The following is a 19,514-nucleotide window of genomic DNA, read 5'->3' as shown; positions in this document are numbered from 1 at the left end:
AGATTAAATGTTGAGTCGAGGTCAGACGTATCTGACCGTCAACGGTATTGGAGGAAGACGTTGTCTCGCCCGAACTGGTCACGCAAAGCTTGAATCAAGCCATCAGCGGGATCAATTCGCCAGGTCTCGCCAAACTGCAACATGGCCTTGGCGTCATTGCCGGTGTACTCCATGGTCACCGGGCACGCGCCACGGTGGCGTTTAAGCAGGTCGCCCAGCCAGCGTAGCTGGTCGCCCTTGAGCGCTTCGGTTTTTACCTTCAAACGCAGGCTTTCGGCCAAATTGGTGCGCGCATCTTCCATGCTCATCACCCGTTTGATCCGCAGGCGCAGGCCACCGGAGAAGTCGTCATTACTGACCTCCCCTTCCACCACCACCATTGCGTCAGTCTGCAGCAGCGACTGTGCGGAGTGGAATGCATCGGCAAACAGCGACGCTTCGATGCGGCCCGAACGGTCGTCGAGGGTGATGAAACCCATCTTGTCGCCCTTTTTATTCTTCATCACGCGCAGGGCGATGATCATGCCAGCGACGGTCTGTGTATCCCGTGAAGGTTTTAGATCGATGATGCGCTGACGGGCGAAACGGCGGATTTCGCCCTCGTATTCGTCAATCGGGTGCCCTGTGAGGTACAGGCCCAGGGTGTCTTTCTCGCCCTTGAGACGCTCCTTGAGCGTCAGTTCCTTGGCCTTGCGATGGTTAGCGTAGACATCCGCATCTTCCTCGACGAACAACCCGCCAAACAGGTCGGCATGGCCGCTGTCATGGGTACGGGCGGTCTGTTCGGCGGCCTTGATCGCTTCTTCCATAGCCGTGAGCAATACCGCGCGGTTGCGGTCGATATTGGCCTGGTAGGCCTTGGGCTCATCATGGAAATACGGGCCGAGACGGTCGAGCGCACCGCTGCGGATCAAGCCGTCGAGGGTACGTTTGTTGATGCGCTTGAGGTCAACCCGTGCGCAGAAGTCGAACAGATCCTTGAACGGACCGTCCTGGCGCGCTTCGGTGATGGCTTCCACCGGACCTTCGCCCACGCCCTTGATCGCGCCAAGGCCATAGATGATGCGGCCCTCGTCGTTCACCGTGAACTTGAACTCCGAGGCGTTCACATCCGGCGCATCGAGGCGCAGCTTCATGGTGCGCACTTCCTCGATCAAGGTCACGACCTTGTCGGTGTTGTGCATATCCGCCGAGAGGACCGCGGCCATGAAAGGCGCCGGATAGTGGGCTTTCAGCCAGGCGGTCTGGTACGACACCAGGCCGTAGGCGGCGGAGTGGGATTTGTTAAAGCCGTAGCCCGCGAATTTCTCTACCAGGTCGAAGATGTTACCCGCGAGGTCGGCGTCAATATTGTTGGTCGCGCAACCTTCAATGAAACCGCCGCGCTGCTTGGCCATTTCCTCGGGTTTTTTCTTACCCATGGCTCGACGCAGCATGTCCGCACCGCCAAGGGTGTAGCCGGCCATCACCTGGGCAATCTGCATCACCTGTTCCTGATACAGGATGATGCCGTAGGTGGGCGCCAATACGGGCTTGAGGCCTTCGTACTGATAATCGGAGTGCGGGTAAGCCAGTTCGGCACGGCCGTGCTTACGGTTGATGAAGTCGTCCACCATGCCCGATTGCAGCGGGCCCGGACGGAACAGGGCCACCAGTGCGATCAAGTCTTCCAGGCAGTCGGGCTTGAGCTTTTTGATCAGCTCTTTCATGCCGCGCGATTCAAGCTGGAACACCGCTGTGGTTTCGGCTTTTTGCAGCAGGGTGTAAGTCGGCTTGTCGTCCAGCGGGATAAACGCGATATCCAGCGGTTCCTCGCCCACCTTGGCGCGGTCGCGGTTGATGGTCTTGAGTGCCCAGTCGATGATCGTCAGGGTTCGCAGGCCGAGGAAGTCGAACTTCACCAGACCGGCCGCCTCCACGTCGTCCTTGTCGAACTGGGTAACGAGGCCGTCGCCCTCTTCGTCGCAATAGATCGGCGAAAAGTCGGTGAGCTTGGTGGGGGCGATAACCACACCACCGGCGTGTTTACCGACGTTACGTACCACGCCTTCGAGCTTGCGCGCCATGTCCCAGATTTCGGCGGCTTCTTCATCGACCTTGATGAAGTCGCGCAGGATTTCTTCCTGTTCGTAGGCTTTTTCCAGGGTCATGCCGACTTCGAACGGGATCATCTTGGACAAACGATCCGCCAGGCCGTAGGACTTGCCCTGCACTCGCGCCACGTCGCGGATTACCGCTTTTGCCGCCATCGAACCGAAGGTGATGATCTGGCTTACCGCGTTGCGGCCGTATTTCTCGGCCACGTATTCGATCACGCGGTCACGGCCGTCCATGCAGAAGTCGACGTCGAAGTCGGGCATGGAGACCCGCTCCGGGTTCAGGAACCGTTCGAACAGCAGGTCATATTCCAGCGGGTCGAGGTCGGTAATCTTCTGCACGTACGCGACCAGCGAGCCAGCACCTGACCCCCGGCCCGGACCTACCGGTACGCCGTTGTTCTTGGCCCACTGGATAAAGTCCATCACGATCAGGAAGTAACCGGGGAAACCCATCTGGATGATGATATCCAGCTCGAAATTCAGCCGGTCGACATAGACCTGGCGCTTGGCGTCGTAATCCTCGGTGGTGTCCTTGGGCAACAGGACAGACAACCGCTCCTCCAGGCCGTCGAACGAGACTTTGCGGAAGTACTCGTCGATGGTCATGCCATCCGGAATCGGGAAGTTGGGCAGGAAGTGCTTGCCCAGCTTGACTTCGATATTGCAACGCTTGGCGATCTCGACGGAGTTTTCCAGGGCCTCGGGCAGGTCGCTGAACAGCTCCGCCATCTCTTCGGCGCTCTTGAGGTACTGCTCTTCGCTGTAGTTCTTCGAACGGCGCGGGTCATCCAGGGCCCGGCCTTCGCCGATGCACACGCGGGTTTCGTGGGCCTCGAAGTCTTCCTTCTTGATGAAGCGCACATCGTTGGTCGCCACCAGCGGCGCGCCCAGCTTATCGGCCAGGGCTACGGCGGCGTGCAGATGTTCTTCGTCATTGGGCCGGTTGGTACGCTGGACTTCCAGGTAGAAACGGTCGGGGAAGACCTGCATCCACTCCTTGGCCAGAACTTCGGCTTCCTGAGGGTTGCCACCCAGCAGCGCGATACCGATCTCGCCTTCTTTGGCGGCCGACAGCATGATCAGACCTTCGCTGGCCTCGGCGACCCATTCGCGCTCGATGATGATCGAGCCATTGCGCTGGCCATCGATAAAGCCACGGGAAATCAGTTCGGTGAGGTTGCGATAACCCACGCCGTTCATCGCCAACAGGCTGATGCGGCTCAGGGGGTTATCCGGGTCCTTGTTGGACAGCCAGAGGTCGGCGCCGCAGATCGGCTTGATACCCGCACCCATGGCGTTCTTGTAGAACTTGACCAGGGAACACATGTTGTTCTGATCGGTAACCGCCACCGCAGGCATGTTCATGCCCACCAGGGTTTTGACCAGCGGTTTGATCCGTACCAGGCCGTCGACCAGGGAGTATTCAGTGTGCAGGCGTAGGTGAACGAATGAAGCCGGCATAGTGATCCTGTCTAGAAACGTGGAGACAACAAGGCCCGGATTGTACCGGGCCTTGAGCAAAACATCAGCCTCGCGACTACACCTCGCTGAGGCTCTCGCGCAGCTCATAAGCCTGGCGCACCGGGGCGAATGAGCGGCGATGGATCGGCGTCGGGCCAAGACGAGCCAAGGCTTCCAGATGAACGGGCGTCGGGTAGCCTTTATGCCCGCCGATGCCATAGCCGGGGTAGATCAATTCGAATGCGGCCATTTCCCGATCACGGCTGACTTTGGCCAAGATCGAGGCGGCTGCAATGGCAGGCACCTTGCTATCACCCTTGACCACGGCCTCGGAAGGCATGGCCAGCTTGGGGCAGCGGTTACCGTCGATCATCGCCATTTTCGGGGTAATGTGCAGGCCTTCTACCGCACGCTGCATGGCCAGCATGGTGGCGTGCAGAATGTTCAGCTCGTCGATTTCTTCGACTTCGGCGCGGGCGATATGCCAGCTCAGGGCTTTCTCGCAGATCTCGTCATAGAGCTTTTCGCGGCGCGCTTCGGTGAGTTTTTTCGAGTCGTTGAGGCCAAGGATCGGACGGTTCGGATCGAGGATCACCGCCGCCGTGACCACGGCGCCGCACAAAGGTCCGCGCCCCACTTCGTCCACACCGGCCACCAGTTCGCGGGCTTCGGCAACCAGGCTGAAATCCAGGCCCATCTGCGTCGTCATAAGGCTTCCTGTTTCTTGCCGATCAAGTTCAACACGGCGTCGGCCGCCTGGTTTGACGCATCACGACGCAAGGTGCGGTGGATGTCGTCGAAACCACGGGTCTGTTCTTCGCCGCCGTCGATCAAGGGTAGTAGAGTTTGCGCGAGGGCCTCGGGCGTTGCATCGTCCTGCAACAACTCCGGCACCAACAGGCGTTGGGCCAGCAGGTTGGGCAGGGAGATGTAAGGGCTTTTGACCATGCGCTTGAGGATCCAGAAGGTCAGCGGCGCCAGGCGGTAGGCCACCACCATTGGACGCTTGTACAGCAAGGCCTCAAGGGTGGCCGTACCGGAGGCGATCAACACCGCATCACAGGCCGCCAGGGCCAGGTGCGACTGACCATCGAGCAAGGTCAACGGCAGGTTGCGTCCTTCCAGCAGTGTTTCGATCTGCGCACGACGTTGCGGGCTGGCGCAAGGCAGCACGAAACGTACGCCCGGCTTCAAGGCCTGCAGTCGCTCGGCGGCGTCGAAAAACACCGAGGCCAGGCGACCGACTTCGCCACCACGGCTGCCTGGCATCAACGCTACCAGCGGGCCGTCGGGCAAGGCCAGCTCAGCACGCGCTGCCGCGCGGTCCGCCTGCAAGGGAATGGCGTCGGCCAGGGTATGCCCGACAAACCGCACCGGTACGCCCTTTTCTTCGTAGAACCTGGCCTCGAACGGCAGCAGGGTCAGCATCAGGTCGCAACCTTCGCGGATCTTGAGCACGCGCTTCTGCCGCCACGCCCAGACAGACGGGCTGACGTAGTGCACGGTCTTGATGCCGGCCTGACGCAATTTGAGTTCGATATTGAGGGTGAAGTCCGGCGCGTCGATGCCGATGAACACATCGGGCCTTTCTTCGATAAGGGTCTGGATCAGGAGCTTGCGGCGGGCCAACAGCTCGCGCAGGCGACCCAGCACCTCGACCAGCCCCATGACCGACAGACGCTCCATGGGGAAATAGGACGTGAGCCCTTCGGCCTGCATCAGCGGGCCGCCGACACCGATGAACTCCACCGCCGGATGCTGGGCCTTGAGAGCCCGCATAAGACCTGCGCCCAGAATGTCGCCGGAAGCTTCACCGGCCACCAGCGCGATACGCAGATTAGCCATGATTAGCGGGTGATGCCGCGAGTCGACGCCTGGATCGAGTCGCGGAACACCGCGACTTCCGGGAACAACGCTGACGGCTCGGCCAGTTGGGTCAACGCCTGGTCCACCGTGAGGCCCTGGCGGTAAACCACCTTGTAGGCCCGGCGCAAGGCGTGGATGGCGTCTTCGCTGAAACCGCGACGGCGCATGCCTTCAAAGTTCATGCTGCGGGCTTCAGCCGGGTTGCCGAATACCGTGACGAACGCCGGAACGTCCTTGCCAATCGCGGTGCCCATGCCGGAAAAGCTGTGGGCGCCGATATGGCAGTACTGATGCACCAGGGTGAACCCGGACAGGATCGCCCAATCGTCAACGTGCACATGACCCGCCAGCGCGGTGTTGTTGACCAGGATGCAGTGGTTGCCGATCACGCTGTCGTGGCCGATATGCGCATAGGCCATGATCAGGTTGTGATCACCCAGTGTGGTTTCGGCCCTATCTTGCACGGTGCCACGGTGAATGGTCACACCTTCACGGATGATGTTGTGATCACCGATTACCAGGCGTGTTTCTTCACCCTTGTACTTCATGTCCGGGGTGTCTTCGCCTACCGAGGAGAACTGGTAGATGCGATTGTGTTTGCCAATGCGGGTCGGACCTTTGAGGATCACGTGTGGCCCGATGACAGTCCCCTCGCCGATTTCCACACCTGCGCCGATGATCGACCAGGGGCCGACCTCAACGTCGGCGGCCAGAACGGCCGACGGATCGATGATTGCGCGAGGGTCAATCAAACTCATAGTTTGCGTTCCGCACAGATGATCTCGGCGGAGCAGACCGGCTTGCCGTCCACCGAGGCCTGGCATTCGAACTTCCAGATCTGACGCTTGCAGCTGATGAACTTGGCTTCCAGGATCAGCTGGTCACCCGGGGTAACCGGGTTGCGGAAACGCAACTTGTCGGAGCCCACGAAATAGTAGAGCGTGCCGTCGGCAGGCTTGAGGTCGAGCATTTTGAAACCAAGGATACCGGCAGCCTGGGCCATCGCCTCGATGATCAACACGCCCGGCATGATTGGATGCGCGGGAAAGTGACCATTGAAGAACGGTTCGTTGATGCTGACATTCTTGTAGGCACGAATGCGCTTTTCCTCGACATTGAGGTCCACTACGCGGTCCACCAGCAGGAACGGGTAACGGTGAGGCAGGTATTCGCGAATCTCGTTGATGTCCATCATTTCGGGGGGAAGCCTGTAATAAAGATTGGGGGCGGGCGAACTAAAAGCACGCCCCGCTAGCAAATCAAGGAGGCAGTCTAGCGGCTGTGCACACTTGATATGGAAATGGTATCAGCCTTCTGATGAAGCATTACCGCCAGGGGTCACGTCCCCAACACGCTTTTCCAGCTGTTTGAGACGTCGAGCCATGTCGTCGAGCTGCCTCAACCGTGCTGCACTCTTGCGCCACTCAGCTGCTGGCTGCATGGCGGTACCGGAAGAATAGGCCCCAGGCTCGGTGATCGAGTGGGTGACCATGGTCATGCCGGTGATGAAGACGTTGTCGCACACTTCGATATGCCCCACCAGCCCAACACCACCGGCGAGCATGCAATGCTTGCCGATCTTGGTACTGCCGGAAATCCCCACGCACGCCGCCATGGCGGTGTGATCGCCAATCTGTACGTTGTGGGCGATCTGGATCTGGTTGTCGAGCTTCACGCCGTTGCCGATCACGGTATCGGCCAGGGCCCCGCGATCGACAGCCGTGTTGACGCCAATTTCCACGTCGTCGCCGATCAACACGCCGCCGACCTGGGCAATCTTGTTCCAGATGCCCTTGGCGTTGGCAAAGCCAAAGCCCTCACCACCGATCACAGCACCTGACTGGATGACCACACGCTCACCGATACGCACATCGTGGTACAGGGTCACGCGCGGTGCCAGCCAACCGTCCGCGCCAATTTCGCAGCGCGCACCGATAAAGCAATGGGCACCGACGGTGACACCCGCCGCAATGCGTGCGCCACTCTCGATCACCGCAAAGGCGCCGATGCTGGCCGCAGGGTCGACCTGGGCATCATCAGCGATCACCGCAGACGGATGAATACCGGCAGCGGCCTTGGGCTTGGGATCGAACAGGTGCGACACCCGCGCGTAAGCCAGGTACGGGTCAGCCACCACCAACGCTTCCCCGGCAAACCCTTCGGCGTCAGCGGCTTTCAGCAACACGGCTGCGGCTTGGCTGTCGACCAGGTATTTACGGTATTGGGGGTTTGCGAGGAAGCTCAACTGAGCTGGGCCAGCCTCCTGCAAGGTGGCTAGCCCAGTAATCTCTTTCTCCGGGGAGCCACGCAAGGTGGCTCCCAGGAACTCGGCCAACTCGCCGAGCTTGATAGTCGCGGTCATGGCTTACTTCAGCTGGTTCATGCGCTCGATCACCTGGCGGGTGATGTCGTATTGAGGCTTGACGTCGATCACAGCGCCACGCTCGAACACCAGGTCAAAGGCACCTTTCTTGATGACTTCTTCCACAGCGCTGTCGAGTTTCGGCTTCAGCTGTTTCAGCATTTCACGGTCAGCAACAGCCTTGGCTTCGTTCAGCTCTTTGGACTGGAACTGGTAGTCACGGGCCTTTTGCTTGAACTCAAGCTCCAGACGCTCGCGCTCGCCTTGCTGCATCTTGTCGCCACCGGCTACCAGGCGATCCTGGATGCCCTTGGCGCTGCTTTCGAGCGTCTTGAGCTTGGTCAGTTGCGGACCGAATTTTTTCTCGGCATCCACGGCGTACTTCTTGGCCGCGTCGGATTCCAGCAGGGCCATCTGATAGTTCAGGACGGCGATTTTCATTTCGGCGAAGGCCGGGGTCGCTACCAGCACGGTTGCCAGCAGAACCAATTGAGTCAACTTACGCACGATGTACTCCTACAGAATCCGTTGTCGTTATCTTGGGTCAGACGCTTAGAACGTCTGGCCGAGGGAGAATTGGAAAATCTGGGTTTCAGCGTTATCCGGTTTCTTGATCGGCATGGCCAGAGCAAAGCTCAATGGGCCAAGCGCAGTCACCCAGGTCACACCCACACCCACGGAGCTCGCCAAGTTGCTAAGGCTCACGTCGTTGCACTGGGTGTTGGACTTCACGCCACTCGGGTTGGTGATCTGTTCGCACTTGGAGTCGAACACGTTACCCACGTCCCAGAAGACCGAAGTACGCAGCGAACGCTGATCCTTGACGAATGGCAGCGGGAACAGAATTTCCGCACCACCCTGGATCAACACGTTACCACCGAACGGCAGCGGATCGTTGTCGGAGTCAGCGACAGTGCCCTGGTTACCCGTGAATGCCTGGCCACGGCTCGGCGTACCACGAGGACCCAAGGTGCTGTCCTTGAAGCCACGCACCGAGTTGAAACCACCAGCATAGTAGTTTTCATAGAACGGCAAGCCATTGGTAGAACCATAACCATCGCCATAGCCCAGCTCAGTGTGCAGGCGCATGGTGTAGTTGTCGCTCAATGGCTGGAACAGTTGACCACGGTAGTCAAGCTTGAAGAACGACAGGTCGCTGCCCGGCGTAGTGGTTTCCAGGGTCAGGCTCTGGGAATGACCACGAGTCGCCAGTACACCTTTGTTCAGGGTCGACTCGGACCAGCCGGCGGACGCCTTGAAGTTCAGGAACTTGTCACCTTCGCGACGGGTAAAGTCGAAGATCTCGTCCACGGTGTAGACACCGGTCTTGATTTCATCCTGTTGCGCGGTCAGGCCGAATGTCAGGCGCGAAGTCTCGCTGATCGGGTAACCGATGTTGACACCGGCACCGAGGCTGTCGATCGCATAGCTTGCAACGTCAACGTCAAGGTCTTTGTAGTCGGTGGTGCGGTAGAAGGCGTTGTAGCCCAGGCTCACACCGTCAGCAGTCCAGTAGGGGTCGGTATAACCGAAGTTATAGCGGCTCTGGTATTCGCTTCGGGTCAGGCCGATGGACACGCGGTTACCGGTACCCAGGAAGTTGTTCTGGGTGATCGAACCACCCAGGATCAGGCCGGCACTCTGTGCGAAGCCGACGCTGGCGGTGATGGAACCCGATGCCTGCTCTTCCACGGCATAGTTCACGTCAACCTGGTCATCCACGCCCGGTACGGCCGGGGTCTCGACGTTGACTTCCTTGAAGAAGCCCAGGCGCTCAAGACGGGTCTTGGACTGGTCGATCAGGTAAGTCGACGCCCAGCCACCTTCCATCTGGCGCATTTCACGACGCAGCACTTCGTCCGCAGACTTGGTGTTGCCACGGAAGTTGATACGGTTCACGTAGGCACGCTTGCCTGGATCGACGACGAACGTGATGTCCACGGTGTGGTCGTCATCGTGCGGGGTCGGTACGCCGTTGACGTTGGCGAAGGTATAGCCTTCGTTACCCAGGCGACGAGTGATCAGCTCGGACGTCGTGGTCATCAGCTTGCGCGAGAACACTTGGTCTTTCTGCACCAGCAGCAGCGCCTTGACCTGGTCTTCAGGCACTTTCAGGTCGCCGCTCAGCTTCACGTCACGAACCTTGTACTTCTCGCCTTCGTTGACGTTCACGGTGATGTAGACGTGCTTCTTGTCCGGAGTGATGGACACCTGGGTCGAAGCGATATCCATGTTGATATAGCCACGGTCCAGGTAGTAGGAACGCAGGCGCTCCAGGTCACCGGACAATTTTTCGCGGGCATACTTGTCATCGTTCTTGAAGAACGACAGCCAGTTGGTGGTCTTGAGCTCGAACAGGTCGATCAGGTCTTCATCAGCAAACTTGGTATTGCCCACCACGTTGATGTGCTGAATCGCCGCCACGGTGCCTTCGTTGATGTTGACCTTGAGGCCGACACGGTTGCGCGGCTGCGGCACCACTTCGGTCTCCACCGTCGCGGAGTAGCGGCCCTGGGCAACGTACTGGCGTTGCAGTTCGTTACGCACACCTTCAAGCGTGGCACGCTGGAAGATCTCGCCCTCGGCCAGGCCGGACTGCTTGAGCCCCTTCATCAGGTCTTCAGTGGAGATCGCCTTGTTGCCCTCGATCTCGATACTGGCGACGGAAGGTCGCTCGACGACGGTGATGACCAGGACGTTGCCTTCGCGACCCAGTTGGATATCTTGAAAGAAACCGGTTTTGAACAGCGCACGAGTGGATTCCACCAGGCGACGGTCATCAGCCTGTTCCCCAACGTTCAACGGCAAGGCACCAAAGACGCTACCCGCGGAAACCCGCTGGAGGCCGTTGACGCGAATATCGGAGATGGTGAAGGACTCGGCGTGAACTTCGGCGATCATCAATACGGTGAGAACCGCAGTTAGCAGCAGACGTTTCATGAAGTCCTTTCTTATTCCAACTGGCAATAAACAAACTGCCGCAAAATGCGGCAGATTCGCAATTCAGCGAAGCGTTACAGTCGACCCAGATCGTTGACCAAGGCTAATAACATCACCCCGACCACCAAACTGATACCGATCTGTATCCCCCAACCCTGCACCCGATCCGACAAGGGGCGACCACGCACCCACTCGACCAGATAAAACAACAGATGCCCCCCATCCAGTACTGGAATGGGCAACAAATTCAGAACACCCAGGCTAATACTCAGATAAGCCAGGAAATTCAGGAAATCCGCGACACCCGACTGGGCAGAAGCGCCCGCCACTTTAGCAATGGTTATCGGTCCACTCAAGTTTTTTACCGAGAGCTCGCCGAACAACATTTTCTTGAGCGATTCGAGGGTCAGCACACTCATGGTCCAGGTGCGCTTTGCACCCTCGCCAATCGCTGCCAGCGGCCCGTAGCTCACCTCCCGCACCATCGATGGCGGCCAGTCGACACCTTTGACCCCTGCACCCAGGTAACCCCCGGCCGCCTTGGCTTCCCCACGAACCGACAGGGTCACGGGGACGTCGATTTGAGCACCATCGCGCTCGACTTTCAGCACAATTTTGGTATCAGGCCGTACACGAACCAGATCGACCACCTGCTGCCATTCACCCAATGGCTGACCATCGAGGGCGAGCAGGCGATCACCGGTTTTCAGGCCGGCAGCCTGTGCGGGACCTTTCGGATCCAGCTCGGCCAACACCGGCGGCAAGGCCGGACGCCATGGACGTATGCCCAGGGACTTGATCGGATCAGGCTCGTCGGCGCCCTTGAGCCAATGGTCGAGGGCCAGCTCACGCGGGGTCTCGGTCGTGGAATCCTGCTCGCGCACCACCACATTGACGGTGCCGCTTTCGCCCAGGCGACGCACCAACTGCAAATTGACCGCGCCCCAACCCGTGGTGGGTTCGCCATCAATGGAAACAATTTCTTGCCCAGCGACCAGCCCAGCCTTGGCGGCGATACTGTCCGACTCGACTGCGCCGATGACCGGACGCACCTGCTGGCTACCCAGCATGGCCAAGACCCAGAAGAACACCATGGCCAGCAGGAAGTTGGCGATCGGGCCCGCGGCGACAATGGCGATACGCTGACGAACGGTCTTGCGATTGAAGGATTGGTCCAGCTGGTCGACCGGCACTTCGCCTTCGCGCTCGTCGAGCATTTTCACGTAGCCACCCAACGGGATGGCCGCGATCACGAACTCGGTGCCACGGCGGTCGTGCCAGCGCACCAGCGGCATGCCGAAACCGACGGAAAAGCGCAGTACCTTGACGCCGCAACGACGCGCCACCCAGAAGTGGCCGAATTCGTGGAAGGTAACCAGCACACCCAGAGCAACCAGGGTGCCGACAATCATGTAAAGCGCACTCATCTAATTTCTCCGCATTCCAATCCAGTGCCTGAAGACTCAAAACCGCCCACAGACTAAAGCGCGTTGCGGCCCAGCCATTGCTCTGCCAGGGCTCGGGCCTTGGTATCGGCCTCGAATACTGCCCCCAGATCACTCACCGCCACGACAGGCTCAAGAGCCAGGACGTCCTCGATGATACTCGCGATCTGCGGAAAGCGGATGCGCCGTTCGAGAAACGCCGCCACCGCCACTTCATTGGCCGCATTGAGCATCGCCGGCGCGCTGTTACCCGCTTCGGCAGCCTGCCGCGCCAGGCGCAGGCACGGGAAGCGCTGCTCGTCCGGCGCTTCGAAGTCCAGGCGAGCCACGGCAAACAAATCCAGGGGCGCGACGCCGGAATCAATCCGCTCCGGCCAGGCCAGGGCATTGGCGATCGGCGTGCGCATGTCGGGGTTACCCAACTGCGCCAGGACCGATCCGTCGACGTAATCGACCAGGGAATGAATCACACTTTGCGGGTGAATCACCACCTCGACCTGATCCGGGCGCGCATCAAACAGCCAGCACGCCTCGATCAACTCAAGCCCTTTGTTCATCATGCTGGCCGAATCCACGGAGATCTTGCGCCCCATGGACCAGTTCGGATGAGCACACGCCTGGTCGGGCGATACATGCTCCAGCTCGGCCAACGGCGTTTGCCGGAACGGACCACCGGAGGCGGTCAACAGGATCCGACGCACGCCGACCTGGTTCAAGCCGCGGGCATAGTCGCCAGGCATGCATTGGAAGATTGCGTTGTGTTCGCTGTCGAGTGGCAGCAGCACCGCACCGCTTTTGCGTACCGCCTGCATAAAGAGCGCGCCGGACATAACCAGCGCCTCTTTATTCGCCAGCAGAATCTTCTTGCCAGCGTCGACGGCAGCCAGGGTCGGACGCAGGCCTGCAGCACCCACGATCGCCGCGACCACGGTGTCCACGTCAGCGTCGGCCGACACCTGGCACAACCCCTCCTCCCCCACCAGCACTTGAGTCGCCAGCCCGGCAGCCCGCAGGTCATCCTGCAGCCCCCGCGCGGCATCGGCCTCAGGCACCACGGCGAAGCGCGGCGCGTGACGCACGCACAAGGCCAGCAGTTCGCTCAGGCGGGTAAACCCAGTGAGGGCGAAGACCTGGTAGCGGTCAGGATGACGCGCAATCACGTCAAGGGTGCTCAGCCCCACCGAGCCAGTGGCACCCAACACCGTCACTTGTTGCAGGCGGCTCACGAAGCAGTCATCCATAGCAGCACAGCGAAGATCGGGATAGCAGCAGTCAAGCTGTCGATGCGATCCAGCACACCACCGTGACCCGGCAGCAGGTTACTGCTGTCCTTGATCCCGGCCTGGCGCTTGAACATGCTTTCGGTGAGGTCACCCACCACCGAGATAAACACGACAATGGCGGTGGCCAGCAGCGCCAGGAAGATCTCCTTCACCGCCCATCCACGCACAACACCGACGACCAGCGCGATCACCAGCGTCAACGCCAAACCACCATAGACACCTTCCCAGCTCTTGCCCGGACTGACCGCCGGCGCCAACTTGCGCTTGCCGAACGCCCGACCGGAGAAGTAGGCACCGATATCAGCCCCCCAGACCAGCACCATGACGGCCAGGATCAGCCAGTTACCCATCGGGTAACGCTTGATCTCAACCAGCCCTTGCCATGCCGGCAGCAGGATCAGCAAACCGATCACCAGCTTGCAGGCAACACTGGACCATTGGCTGCTGGTACGTGGGTAGGTCAACACCAGGAACGTCGCCAGCGCCCACCACAGTACTGCTGCACCCAACACCCAGGGCGCGATGTCCGGCAGGATGTACAGGAGAAAGGCCAGGGCTGCCACGACGGCGGCATACACCACACGCGGCAACTGTGCGCTGAAGCCCGCCAGGCGCGCCCACTCCCAGGCACCCAGGGTGACGACCAGGCCGATAAACAGCGCAAAGCCGGACCCCTCGAGCAGGAAAAACCCACACAAGGCGATCGGCAACAGGATCAGTGCTGTGATGATTCGTTGTTTAAGCATTTAAACCCGGGCTCCAGCTTCGATCTGCTCGCTCGTTTTACCAAAGCGACGCTGACGGGAAGCGAAATCGGCCAGCGCATTACGCATGGCATCGTGTTTGAAGTCCGGCCAGAACAGGTCGGAGAAGTACAGCTCGGTGTAGGCCAGTTGCCACAACAGGAAATTGCTGATGCGGTGCTCGCCACCCGTACGGATGCACAAGTCCGGCAAGGGCAGGTCGCCGGTAACCAGGCAGGTTTGCAACAGTTCAGGCGTGATGTCGTCAGGTCGCAGATGACCGGCCTGCACTTCGCGGGCCAGACGTTGCGCAGCCTGGGCGATATCCCACTGGCCACCGTAGTTGGCTGCGATCTGCAGTACAAAACGGTTGGCGCCGGCGGTAATGGCTTCGGCTTCGCGCATGGCGGCTTGCAGCTCCGGATGGAAGCGTGAGCGATCGCCAATGATGCGCAGGCTGATGTTGTTGTCGTTGAGGCGCTTGGCCTCACGACGCAGGGCCTTGAAGAACAGATCCATCAGGGCACTGACTTCTTCGGCAGGCCGCTGCCAGTTCTCACTGGAGAAGGCGAACAGGGTCAATACTTCGACCTTGGCCTCGGCACACACCTCGATCACAGCCCGTACCGCGTCGACACCCGCTTTATGCCCGGCAACGCCCGGCATAAAGCGCTTCTTCGCCCAGCGATTATTCCCATCCATGATGATCGCGACATGGCGCGGCACCACAGAGGGTACAGTCTGCTTGGTCTTTTCCATGAAGGCGTCCTGACCCCTTATACGGCCATCAGGTCCTTTTCTTTTTCTTCCGTGGCCTTGGTGATCTGGGCCTCGGCATCCTTGGTCAACTTGTCGATATCGGCGGTGGCACGACGCTCTTCGTCTTCGCTGATTTCCTTGTCCTTGACCAGCTTCTTCAGGTCACCTAGGGCATCGCGACGGATGTTGCGCACGGCAACACGGGCGTCTTCGGCAGCGCTGCGCGCCTGCTTGGTGAAGCCCTTGCGGGTTTCTTCGGTAAGGGCTGGCATGGAGATCAGCAGCAACTCACCCAGATTGGTCGGGTTGAGGTTCAGGCCGGCACTCTGGATAGCCTTGTCGACGGCAGCCAGCATGTTGCGCTCGAAAGCCACGACCTGCAGGGTGCGCGAGTCCTTGACGGTGACGTTGGCCACGCTGCTCAGCGGGGTGTCGGAACCGTAGTAAGGCACCATTACGCTGCCCAGGATGCTTGGGTGCGCCTTGCCGGTACGAATCTGGCCGAATGCGTGGCTCAGAGACTCCAGGGATTTTTGCATACGCGCTTGGGCGTCTTTCTTGATTTCGTTGATCATTGTTGGCCTTCCTCGATCAGAGTCCCTTCTGCGCCGCCGTGTACGATGTTCAGCAGGGCGCCGGGCTTGTTCATGTTAAATACGCGCAGCGGCATCTTGTGGTCGCGGCACAAGCAGATAGCCGTCAGGTCCATCACGCCCAGCTTGCGATCCAGCACTTCATCGTAAGTCAGATGATCGAACTTCTCGGCATGCGGGTCTTTGAATGGGTCTGCGGTGTATACGCCGTCAACCTTGGTAGCCTTGAGCACCACGTCCGCATCGATCTCGATGGCGCGCAGGCACGCTGCCGAGTCGGTGGTGAAGAACGGGTTACCGGTGCCAGCGGCGAAGATCACCACTTCCTTGGCGTTCAGGTGGCGCATGGCTTTGCGACGATCATAGTGATCGGTCACGCCGACCATGGAAATAGCCGACATCACGATAGCCGAGATATTGGCACGCTCCAGGGCGTCGCGCATGGCCAAGGCGTTCATCACAGTGGCCAGCATGCCCATGTGGTCGCCGGTGACCCGATCCATGCCGGCCGCACTCAGTGCTGCGCCGCGGAACAGGTTGCCGCCGCCGATCACCAGGCCGACCTGCACGCCGATACCGACCAGTTGGCCGACTTCAAGCGCCATGCGGTCGAGTACCTTGGGATCGATCCCGAACTCTTCCGAGCCCATCAGGGCCTCGCCGCTGAGCTTGAGTAGAATGCGTTTATAGCGAGCCTGATAACCACTGCCCTGCTGAGCCATTGCGAATCTCTCCTGCGGCGTATTTTTTAAAAATTCTTGGCGAGCCGTTTACGGCTTGCGTTCACTCTAGCTGGACGCTGTCACAGCGCCATCGGAACACGGCTTTGTAAGCCAGTTCCGAGGGTAAGCCAAATAAAATCGGCCTTCCCATTTGAAAAGAGGCTGCGCGCGTGAGCGGGCAGCCTCTTTCGGGCGACAGTTGAAAACTGTCTTATTGCTTGGCGGCAGCCAGCTGGGCAGCAACTTCTTCAGCGAAGTTGTCGACCGGCTTCTCGATGCCTTCGCCTACTTTGAAGTAGGTGAAGGAAACGATTTCAGCACCGGCTTTCTTGGCCAGCTCGCCAACCTTGATTTCAGGGTTCTTGACGAACGCCTGCTCAACCAGGCTTGCTTCGGCCAGGAACTTGCTGATACGGCCTTTGACCATGTTCTCAACAATGTTTTCTGGCTTGCCTTTGATTTTCTCTTCGTTCAGCTGCAGGAACACAGCTTTTTCACGCTCGATCGCTTCGGCAGAAACTTCCGAAGGCAGCAGGAACTCAGGGTTGCTAGCAGCAACGTGCATTGCGATGTCTTTGGCCAGCTCAACGTCGCCGCCCTTCAGAACAACCGCTACACCGATCTTGTTGCCGTGCAGGTAACCACCAACGACGTCACCTTCAACGCGCGCCAGGCGACGGATGTTGACGTTTTCGCCAACCTTGCCGACCAGTACCAGGCGAGCAGCTTCTTGAGCTTCGATCAGAGGCTCAACGGTGGTCAGCTTGTCAGCGAACGCTTTTTCAACGCTGGCAGCAACGAATGCCTTGAAGTCGTCCTGCAGAGCCAGGAAGTCAGTCTGCGAGTTCACTTCCAGCAGCACTGCGGATTTACCGTCTTCTTTCAGGGCGATTGCGCCTTCAGCAGCTACGTTGCCTGCTTTCTTGGCAGCCTTGATGGCGCCGGAGGCACGCATGTCGTCGATGGCTTTTTCGATGTCGCCGCCGGCCTTGGTCAAGGCCTTTTTGCAATCCATCATGCCTTCGCCGGTACGCTCACGCAGTTCTTTAACCAACGCTGCAGTAATCTCTGCCATTTCAAAATCCTCTTGGATAGGTTTTCAACCATTCCACCCGATCAAACGGGCGATCAATTCTTCCCGAATCTCCCTTGTAGGCCGCTGCACGTTACAGATGATGTAGCTGCGCTGCCGACAAATGGTTTTCGAGGTGGCAAAAAGGGGGCCAAGCCCCCTTTTTGCTTACTGAGTCAACGCCAGGGCGTCAATTACTCAGCTGCGGCTACCGGAGCTTCTTCAACGAACTGCTCGGTACCACCAGCAACGTGGTTGCGACCGCGGATCACAGCGTCAGCCATCGAACCCATGTACAGCTGGATAGCGCGGATTGCGTCATCGTTGCCTGGGATGATGTAGTCAACGCCTTCCGGGCTGCTGTTGGTATCGACTACGCCGATAACCGGGATGCCCAGCTTGTTGGCTTCGGTGATCGCGATGCGCTCGTGATCAACGTCGATAACGAACAGTGCGTCAGGCAGACCGCCCATGTCCTTGATACCACCCAGGGAACGATCGAGCTTTTCCAGGTCACGGGAGCGCATCAGCGCTTCTTTCTTGGTCAGCTTGGCGAAAGTACCGTCTTCGGCCTGCACTTCAAGGTCACGCAGACGCTTGATGGAAGCACGGATGGTTTTGAAGTTGGTCAGCATGCCGCCCAACCAGCGGTGATCCACGTACGGCGAACCGCAACGTGCTGCTTCTTCAGCAACGATCTTGCCGGCGGAACGCTTGGTGCCGACGAACAGAATCTTGTTTTTGCCCTGGGCCAGGCGCTCTACGAAAGTCAGCGCTTCGTTGAACATTGGCAGGGTTTTTTCAAGGTTGATAATGTGGATCTTGTTACGCGCGCCGAAAATGTATTTACCCATTTTCGGGTTCCAGTAACGGGTCTGGTGACCGAAGTGCACACCGGCCTTCAGCATATCGCGCATGTTGACTTGGGACATGATAGTTCCTTAATAAGTCGGGTTTGGCCTCCACGTATCCCAATGACCAACCAGCGGCTTCAAGGCCTCCGGCACCCAGGTCATCGTGTCGACACGTGTGTGGATTTAAGCTTTGCGGGGTATCCCCGGAAAGCGGCGCATTTTATACCACACGAAGGGCGAAAACGAAACCCGCAATCACATTTGCCGTGAGCCGTTTCTGCGTAACCCTTTGAATAGAGCCTGAATACCCCCACCTTATAGAGAGAAGCGATCATCAGAGGCTCATGATTTGACGCCATCGTCTGGTAGAATCGTGTTTTTTGTGGCTTGTGCGAATTCTGTAACCTTTTGTCGCGCGCCCGTAAACCGTATTGATTTCAGCGCGTCGCGCTAGAGAGAGCCTGTATGACCGTTAGTTTGAAAACCGCCGAAGACATCGCTGGCATGCGCATCGCCGGCAAACTGGCTGCCGACGTGCTGGAAATGATCGCCGAGCACGTCAAGCCCGGCGTCACCACCGAAACCCTCAACCAGATCTGCCACGACTATATAGTCAACGTGCAGGGCGCCATCCCTGCGCCGCTGAACTACAAGGGCTTCCCCAAGTCGATCTGCACGTCAGTCAACCACGTGGTCTGCCACGGGATTCCGGGTGACAAGCCGTTGAAGGATGGCGACACCCTGAACATCGACGTCACCGTGATCAAGGACCGCTACTTCGGCGACACCAGCCGTATGTTCCACGTCGGCAACGTACCGGTCTGGGCCGAGCGCCTGTCCCAGGTGACCCAGGAATGCATGTACAAGGCCATTGAAATCGTCAAGCCCGGCTGCCGCCTTGGCGACATCGGCGAAGTGATCCAGAAGCACGCCGAAAAGAACGGCTTTTCGGTGGTGCGCGAATTCTGCGGCCACGGTATCGGCACCGTATTCCACGAAGAGCCGCAGATCCTGCATTACGGCCGTGCCGGCACCGGCATGGAACTGAAGGCCGGCATGACCTTCACCATCGAGCCGATGATCAACCAGGGCAAGGCTGACACCAAAGTGCTGGGCGACGGCTGGACCGCCATCACCAAGGACCGCAAGCTGTCGGCCCAGTGGGAACACACCCTGCTGGTCACCGAAACCGGCTACGAGATCTTCACCTTGCGCGCCGACGACACCATCCCGCGCACTTCGGGTGCGGTTTCGGCGTAAAGATTGCTCAGGTTTTCCCCCACTGTGTTGTGACTGACTGATAGATAGAAAGGAA

Annotated in this window: 17 protein-coding genes; 1 reads left to right on the top strand and 16 read right to left on the bottom strand. The window is 59.2% G+C overall.

What is annotated here, in order from left to right; translation table 11 throughout:
- Nucleotides 1-38: 38 nt before the first annotated feature.
- The 16 genes from dnaE to rpsB all read right to left on the bottom strand — a co-directional run bounded on the left by dnaE (nucleotide 39) and on the right by rpsB (nucleotide 18,277).
- Nucleotides 39-3,560, bottom strand: a complete 3,522-nt coding sequence (dnaE, locus tag ATH90_RS06545) for a DNA polymerase III subunit alpha (protein ID WP_034109083.1) — start codon at nucleotides 3,558-3,560, stop codon at nucleotides 39-41.
- A gap of 76 nt (nucleotides 3,561-3,636) precedes the next feature.
- Entirely contained in the window at nucleotides 3,637-4,269 is a 633-nt protein-coding gene (rnhB, locus tag ATH90_RS06540; RefSeq protein WP_098465903.1) for a ribonuclease HII, read from the bottom strand.
- Nucleotides 4,266-5,405: a lipid-A-disaccharide synthase gene (lpxB, locus tag ATH90_RS06535; protein WP_098465902.1), complete on the bottom strand. Its 1,140-nt coding sequence runs from the start codon at nucleotides 5,403-5,405 to the stop codon at nucleotides 4,266-4,268. Before lpxB ends, rnhB begins: the two co-directional genes overlap by 4 nt.
- 2 nt (nucleotides 5,406-5,407) lie before the next feature.
- The gene (gene lpxA / locus ATH90_RS06530) at nucleotides 5,408-6,184 is read right to left on the bottom strand and encodes an acyl-ACP--UDP-N-acetylglucosamine O-acyltransferase (protein WP_034109089.1); all 777 of its coding nucleotides are present in this window, start codon (nucleotides 6,182-6,184) and stop codon (nucleotides 5,408-5,410) included.
- Nucleotides 6,181-6,621, bottom strand: a complete 441-nt coding sequence (gene fabZ / locus ATH90_RS06525; RefSeq protein ID WP_003172281.1) for a 3-hydroxyacyl-ACP dehydratase FabZ — start codon at nucleotides 6,619-6,621, stop codon at nucleotides 6,181-6,183. Before fabZ ends, lpxA begins: the two co-directional genes overlap by 4 nt.
- Before the next feature lie 111 nt (nucleotides 6,622-6,732).
- Nucleotides 6,733-7,788 carry a UDP-3-O-(3-hydroxymyristoyl)glucosamine N-acyltransferase gene (gene lpxD, locus ATH90_RS06520; protein ID WP_034109090.1) on the bottom strand — a complete coding sequence of 352 codons (1,056 nt, stop codon included), beginning with the start codon at nucleotides 7,786-7,788 and terminating at the stop codon, nucleotides 6,733-6,735.
- 3 nt (nucleotides 7,789-7,791) lie between these two features.
- A complete protein-coding gene (locus ATH90_RS06515) occupies nucleotides 7,792-8,295 on the bottom strand; it encodes an OmpH/Skp family outer membrane protein (protein WP_003219314.1) in 504 nt (167 codons plus the stop codon).
- A 45-nt stretch (nucleotides 8,296-8,340) separates the two neighbouring features.
- On the bottom strand, nucleotides 8,341-10,728 hold the full coding sequence (bamA, locus tag ATH90_RS06510; protein WP_034109092.1) for an outer membrane protein assembly factor BamA: 2,388 nt from the start codon (nucleotides 10,726-10,728) through the stop codon (nucleotides 8,341-8,343).
- A gap of 74 nt (nucleotides 10,729-10,802) precedes the next feature.
- Nucleotides 10,803-12,155, bottom strand: coding sequence for a sigma E protease regulator RseP (gene rseP / locus ATH90_RS06505; RefSeq protein ID WP_034109094.1), 1,353 nt, complete (start codon nucleotides 12,153-12,155; stop codon nucleotides 10,803-10,805).
- Between the two features lie 53 nt (nucleotides 12,156-12,208).
- The gene (gene ispC, locus ATH90_RS06500) at nucleotides 12,209-13,399 is read right to left on the bottom strand and encodes a 1-deoxy-D-xylulose-5-phosphate reductoisomerase (RefSeq protein ID WP_098465901.1); all 1,191 of its coding nucleotides are present in this window, start codon (nucleotides 13,397-13,399) and stop codon (nucleotides 12,209-12,211) included.
- The gene (locus ATH90_RS06495; protein ID WP_069022125.1) at nucleotides 13,396-14,202 is read right to left on the bottom strand and encodes a phosphatidate cytidylyltransferase; all 807 of its coding nucleotides are present in this window, start codon (nucleotides 14,200-14,202) and stop codon (nucleotides 13,396-13,398) included. Before ATH90_RS06495 ends, ispC begins: the two co-directional genes overlap by 4 nt.
- Nucleotides 14,203-14,958, bottom strand: a complete 756-nt coding sequence (gene uppS / locus ATH90_RS06490; protein ID WP_016974405.1) for a polyprenyl diphosphate synthase — start codon at nucleotides 14,956-14,958, stop codon at nucleotides 14,203-14,205.
- 17 nt (nucleotides 14,959-14,975) lie between these two features.
- The gene (frr, locus tag ATH90_RS06485) at nucleotides 14,976-15,533 is read right to left on the bottom strand and encodes a ribosome recycling factor (RefSeq protein ID WP_034109101.1); all 558 of its coding nucleotides are present in this window, start codon (nucleotides 15,531-15,533) and stop codon (nucleotides 14,976-14,978) included.
- Entirely contained in the window at nucleotides 15,530-16,273 is a 744-nt protein-coding gene (pyrH, locus tag ATH90_RS06480; RefSeq protein WP_003172271.1) for a UMP kinase, read from the bottom strand. Before pyrH ends, frr begins: the two co-directional genes overlap by 4 nt.
- A gap of 211 nt (nucleotides 16,274-16,484) precedes the next feature.
- Nucleotides 16,485-17,348 carry a translation elongation factor Ts gene (tsf, locus tag ATH90_RS06475; RefSeq protein ID WP_025855127.1) on the bottom strand — a complete coding sequence of 288 codons (864 nt, stop codon included), beginning with the start codon at nucleotides 17,346-17,348 and terminating at the stop codon, nucleotides 16,485-16,487.
- Between the two features lie 191 nt (nucleotides 17,349-17,539).
- Nucleotides 17,540-18,277, bottom strand: a complete 738-nt coding sequence (gene rpsB, locus ATH90_RS06470) for a 30S ribosomal protein S2 (RefSeq protein WP_003189158.1) — start codon at nucleotides 18,275-18,277, stop codon at nucleotides 17,540-17,542.
- 387 nt (nucleotides 18,278-18,664) lie between these two features.
- On the opposite strand from rpsB, the gene map reads away from it, so the two are divergent.
- On the top strand, nucleotides 18,665-19,459 hold the full coding sequence (gene map / locus ATH90_RS06465; RefSeq protein ID WP_025855126.1) for a type I methionyl aminopeptidase: 795 nt from the start codon (nucleotides 18,665-18,667) through the stop codon (nucleotides 19,457-19,459).
- The last annotated feature ends 55 nt before the right edge of the window (nucleotides 19,460-19,514 follow it).

Source organism: Pseudomonas lurida (genome assembly GCF_002563895.1).
Lineage (GTDB): Bacteria > Pseudomonadota > Gammaproteobacteria > Pseudomonadales > Pseudomonadaceae > Aquipseudomonas > Aquipseudomonas lurida.
This window is presented reverse-complemented; position numbering and strand designations above follow the sequence as displayed.

Coding starts and splice junctions, on each gene's coding strand:
- frr (WP_034109101.1), bottom strand. CDS start 15,533: ATGATCAACGAAATCAAGAAAGACGCCCAAGCGCGTATGCAAAAATCC.
- ATH90_RS06495 (WP_069022125.1), bottom strand. CDS start 14,202: ATGCTTAAACAACGAATCATCACAGCACTGATCCTGTTGCCGATCGCC.
- pyrH (WP_003172271.1), bottom strand. CDS start 16,273: ATGGCTCAGCAGGGCAGTGGTTATCAGGCTCGCTATAAACGCATTCTA.
- fabZ (WP_003172281.1), bottom strand. CDS start 6,621: ATGATGGACATCAACGAGATTCGCGAATACCTGCCTCACCGTTACCCG.
- rnhB (WP_098465903.1), bottom strand. CDS start 4,269: ATGACGACGCAGATGGGCCTGGATTTCAGCCTGGTTGCCGAAGCCCGC.
- rseP (WP_034109094.1), bottom strand. CDS start 12,155: ATGAGTGCGCTTTACATGATTGTCGGCACCCTGGTTGCTCTGGGTGTG.
- uppS (WP_016974405.1), bottom strand. CDS start 14,958: ATGGAAAAGACCAAGCAGACTGTACCCTCTGTGGTGCCGCGCCATGTC.
- rpsB (WP_003189158.1), bottom strand. CDS start 18,277: ATGTCCCAAGTCAACATGCGCGATATGCTGAAGGCCGGTGTGCACTTC.
- tsf (WP_025855127.1), bottom strand. CDS start 17,348: ATGGCAGAGATTACTGCAGCGTTGGTTAAAGAACTGCGTGAGCGTACC.
- map (WP_025855126.1), top strand. CDS start 18,665: ATGACCGTTAGTTTGAAAACCGCCGAAGACATCGCTGGCATGCGCATC.
- bamA (WP_034109092.1), bottom strand. CDS start 10,728: ATGAAACGTCTGCTGCTAACTGCGGTTCTCACCGTATTGATGATCGCC.
- lpxB (WP_098465902.1), bottom strand. CDS start 5,405: ATGGCTAATCTGCGTATCGCGCTGGTGGCCGGTGAAGCTTCCGGCGAC.
- lpxD (WP_034109090.1), bottom strand. CDS start 7,788: ATGACCGCGACTATCAAGCTCGGCGAGTTGGCCGAGTTCCTGGGAGCC.
- dnaE (WP_034109083.1), bottom strand. CDS start 3,560: ATGCCGGCTTCATTCGTTCACCTACGCCTGCACACTGAATACTCCCTG.
- lpxA (WP_034109089.1), bottom strand. CDS start 6,184: ATGAGTTTGATTGACCCTCGCGCAATCATCGATCCGTCGGCCGTTCTG.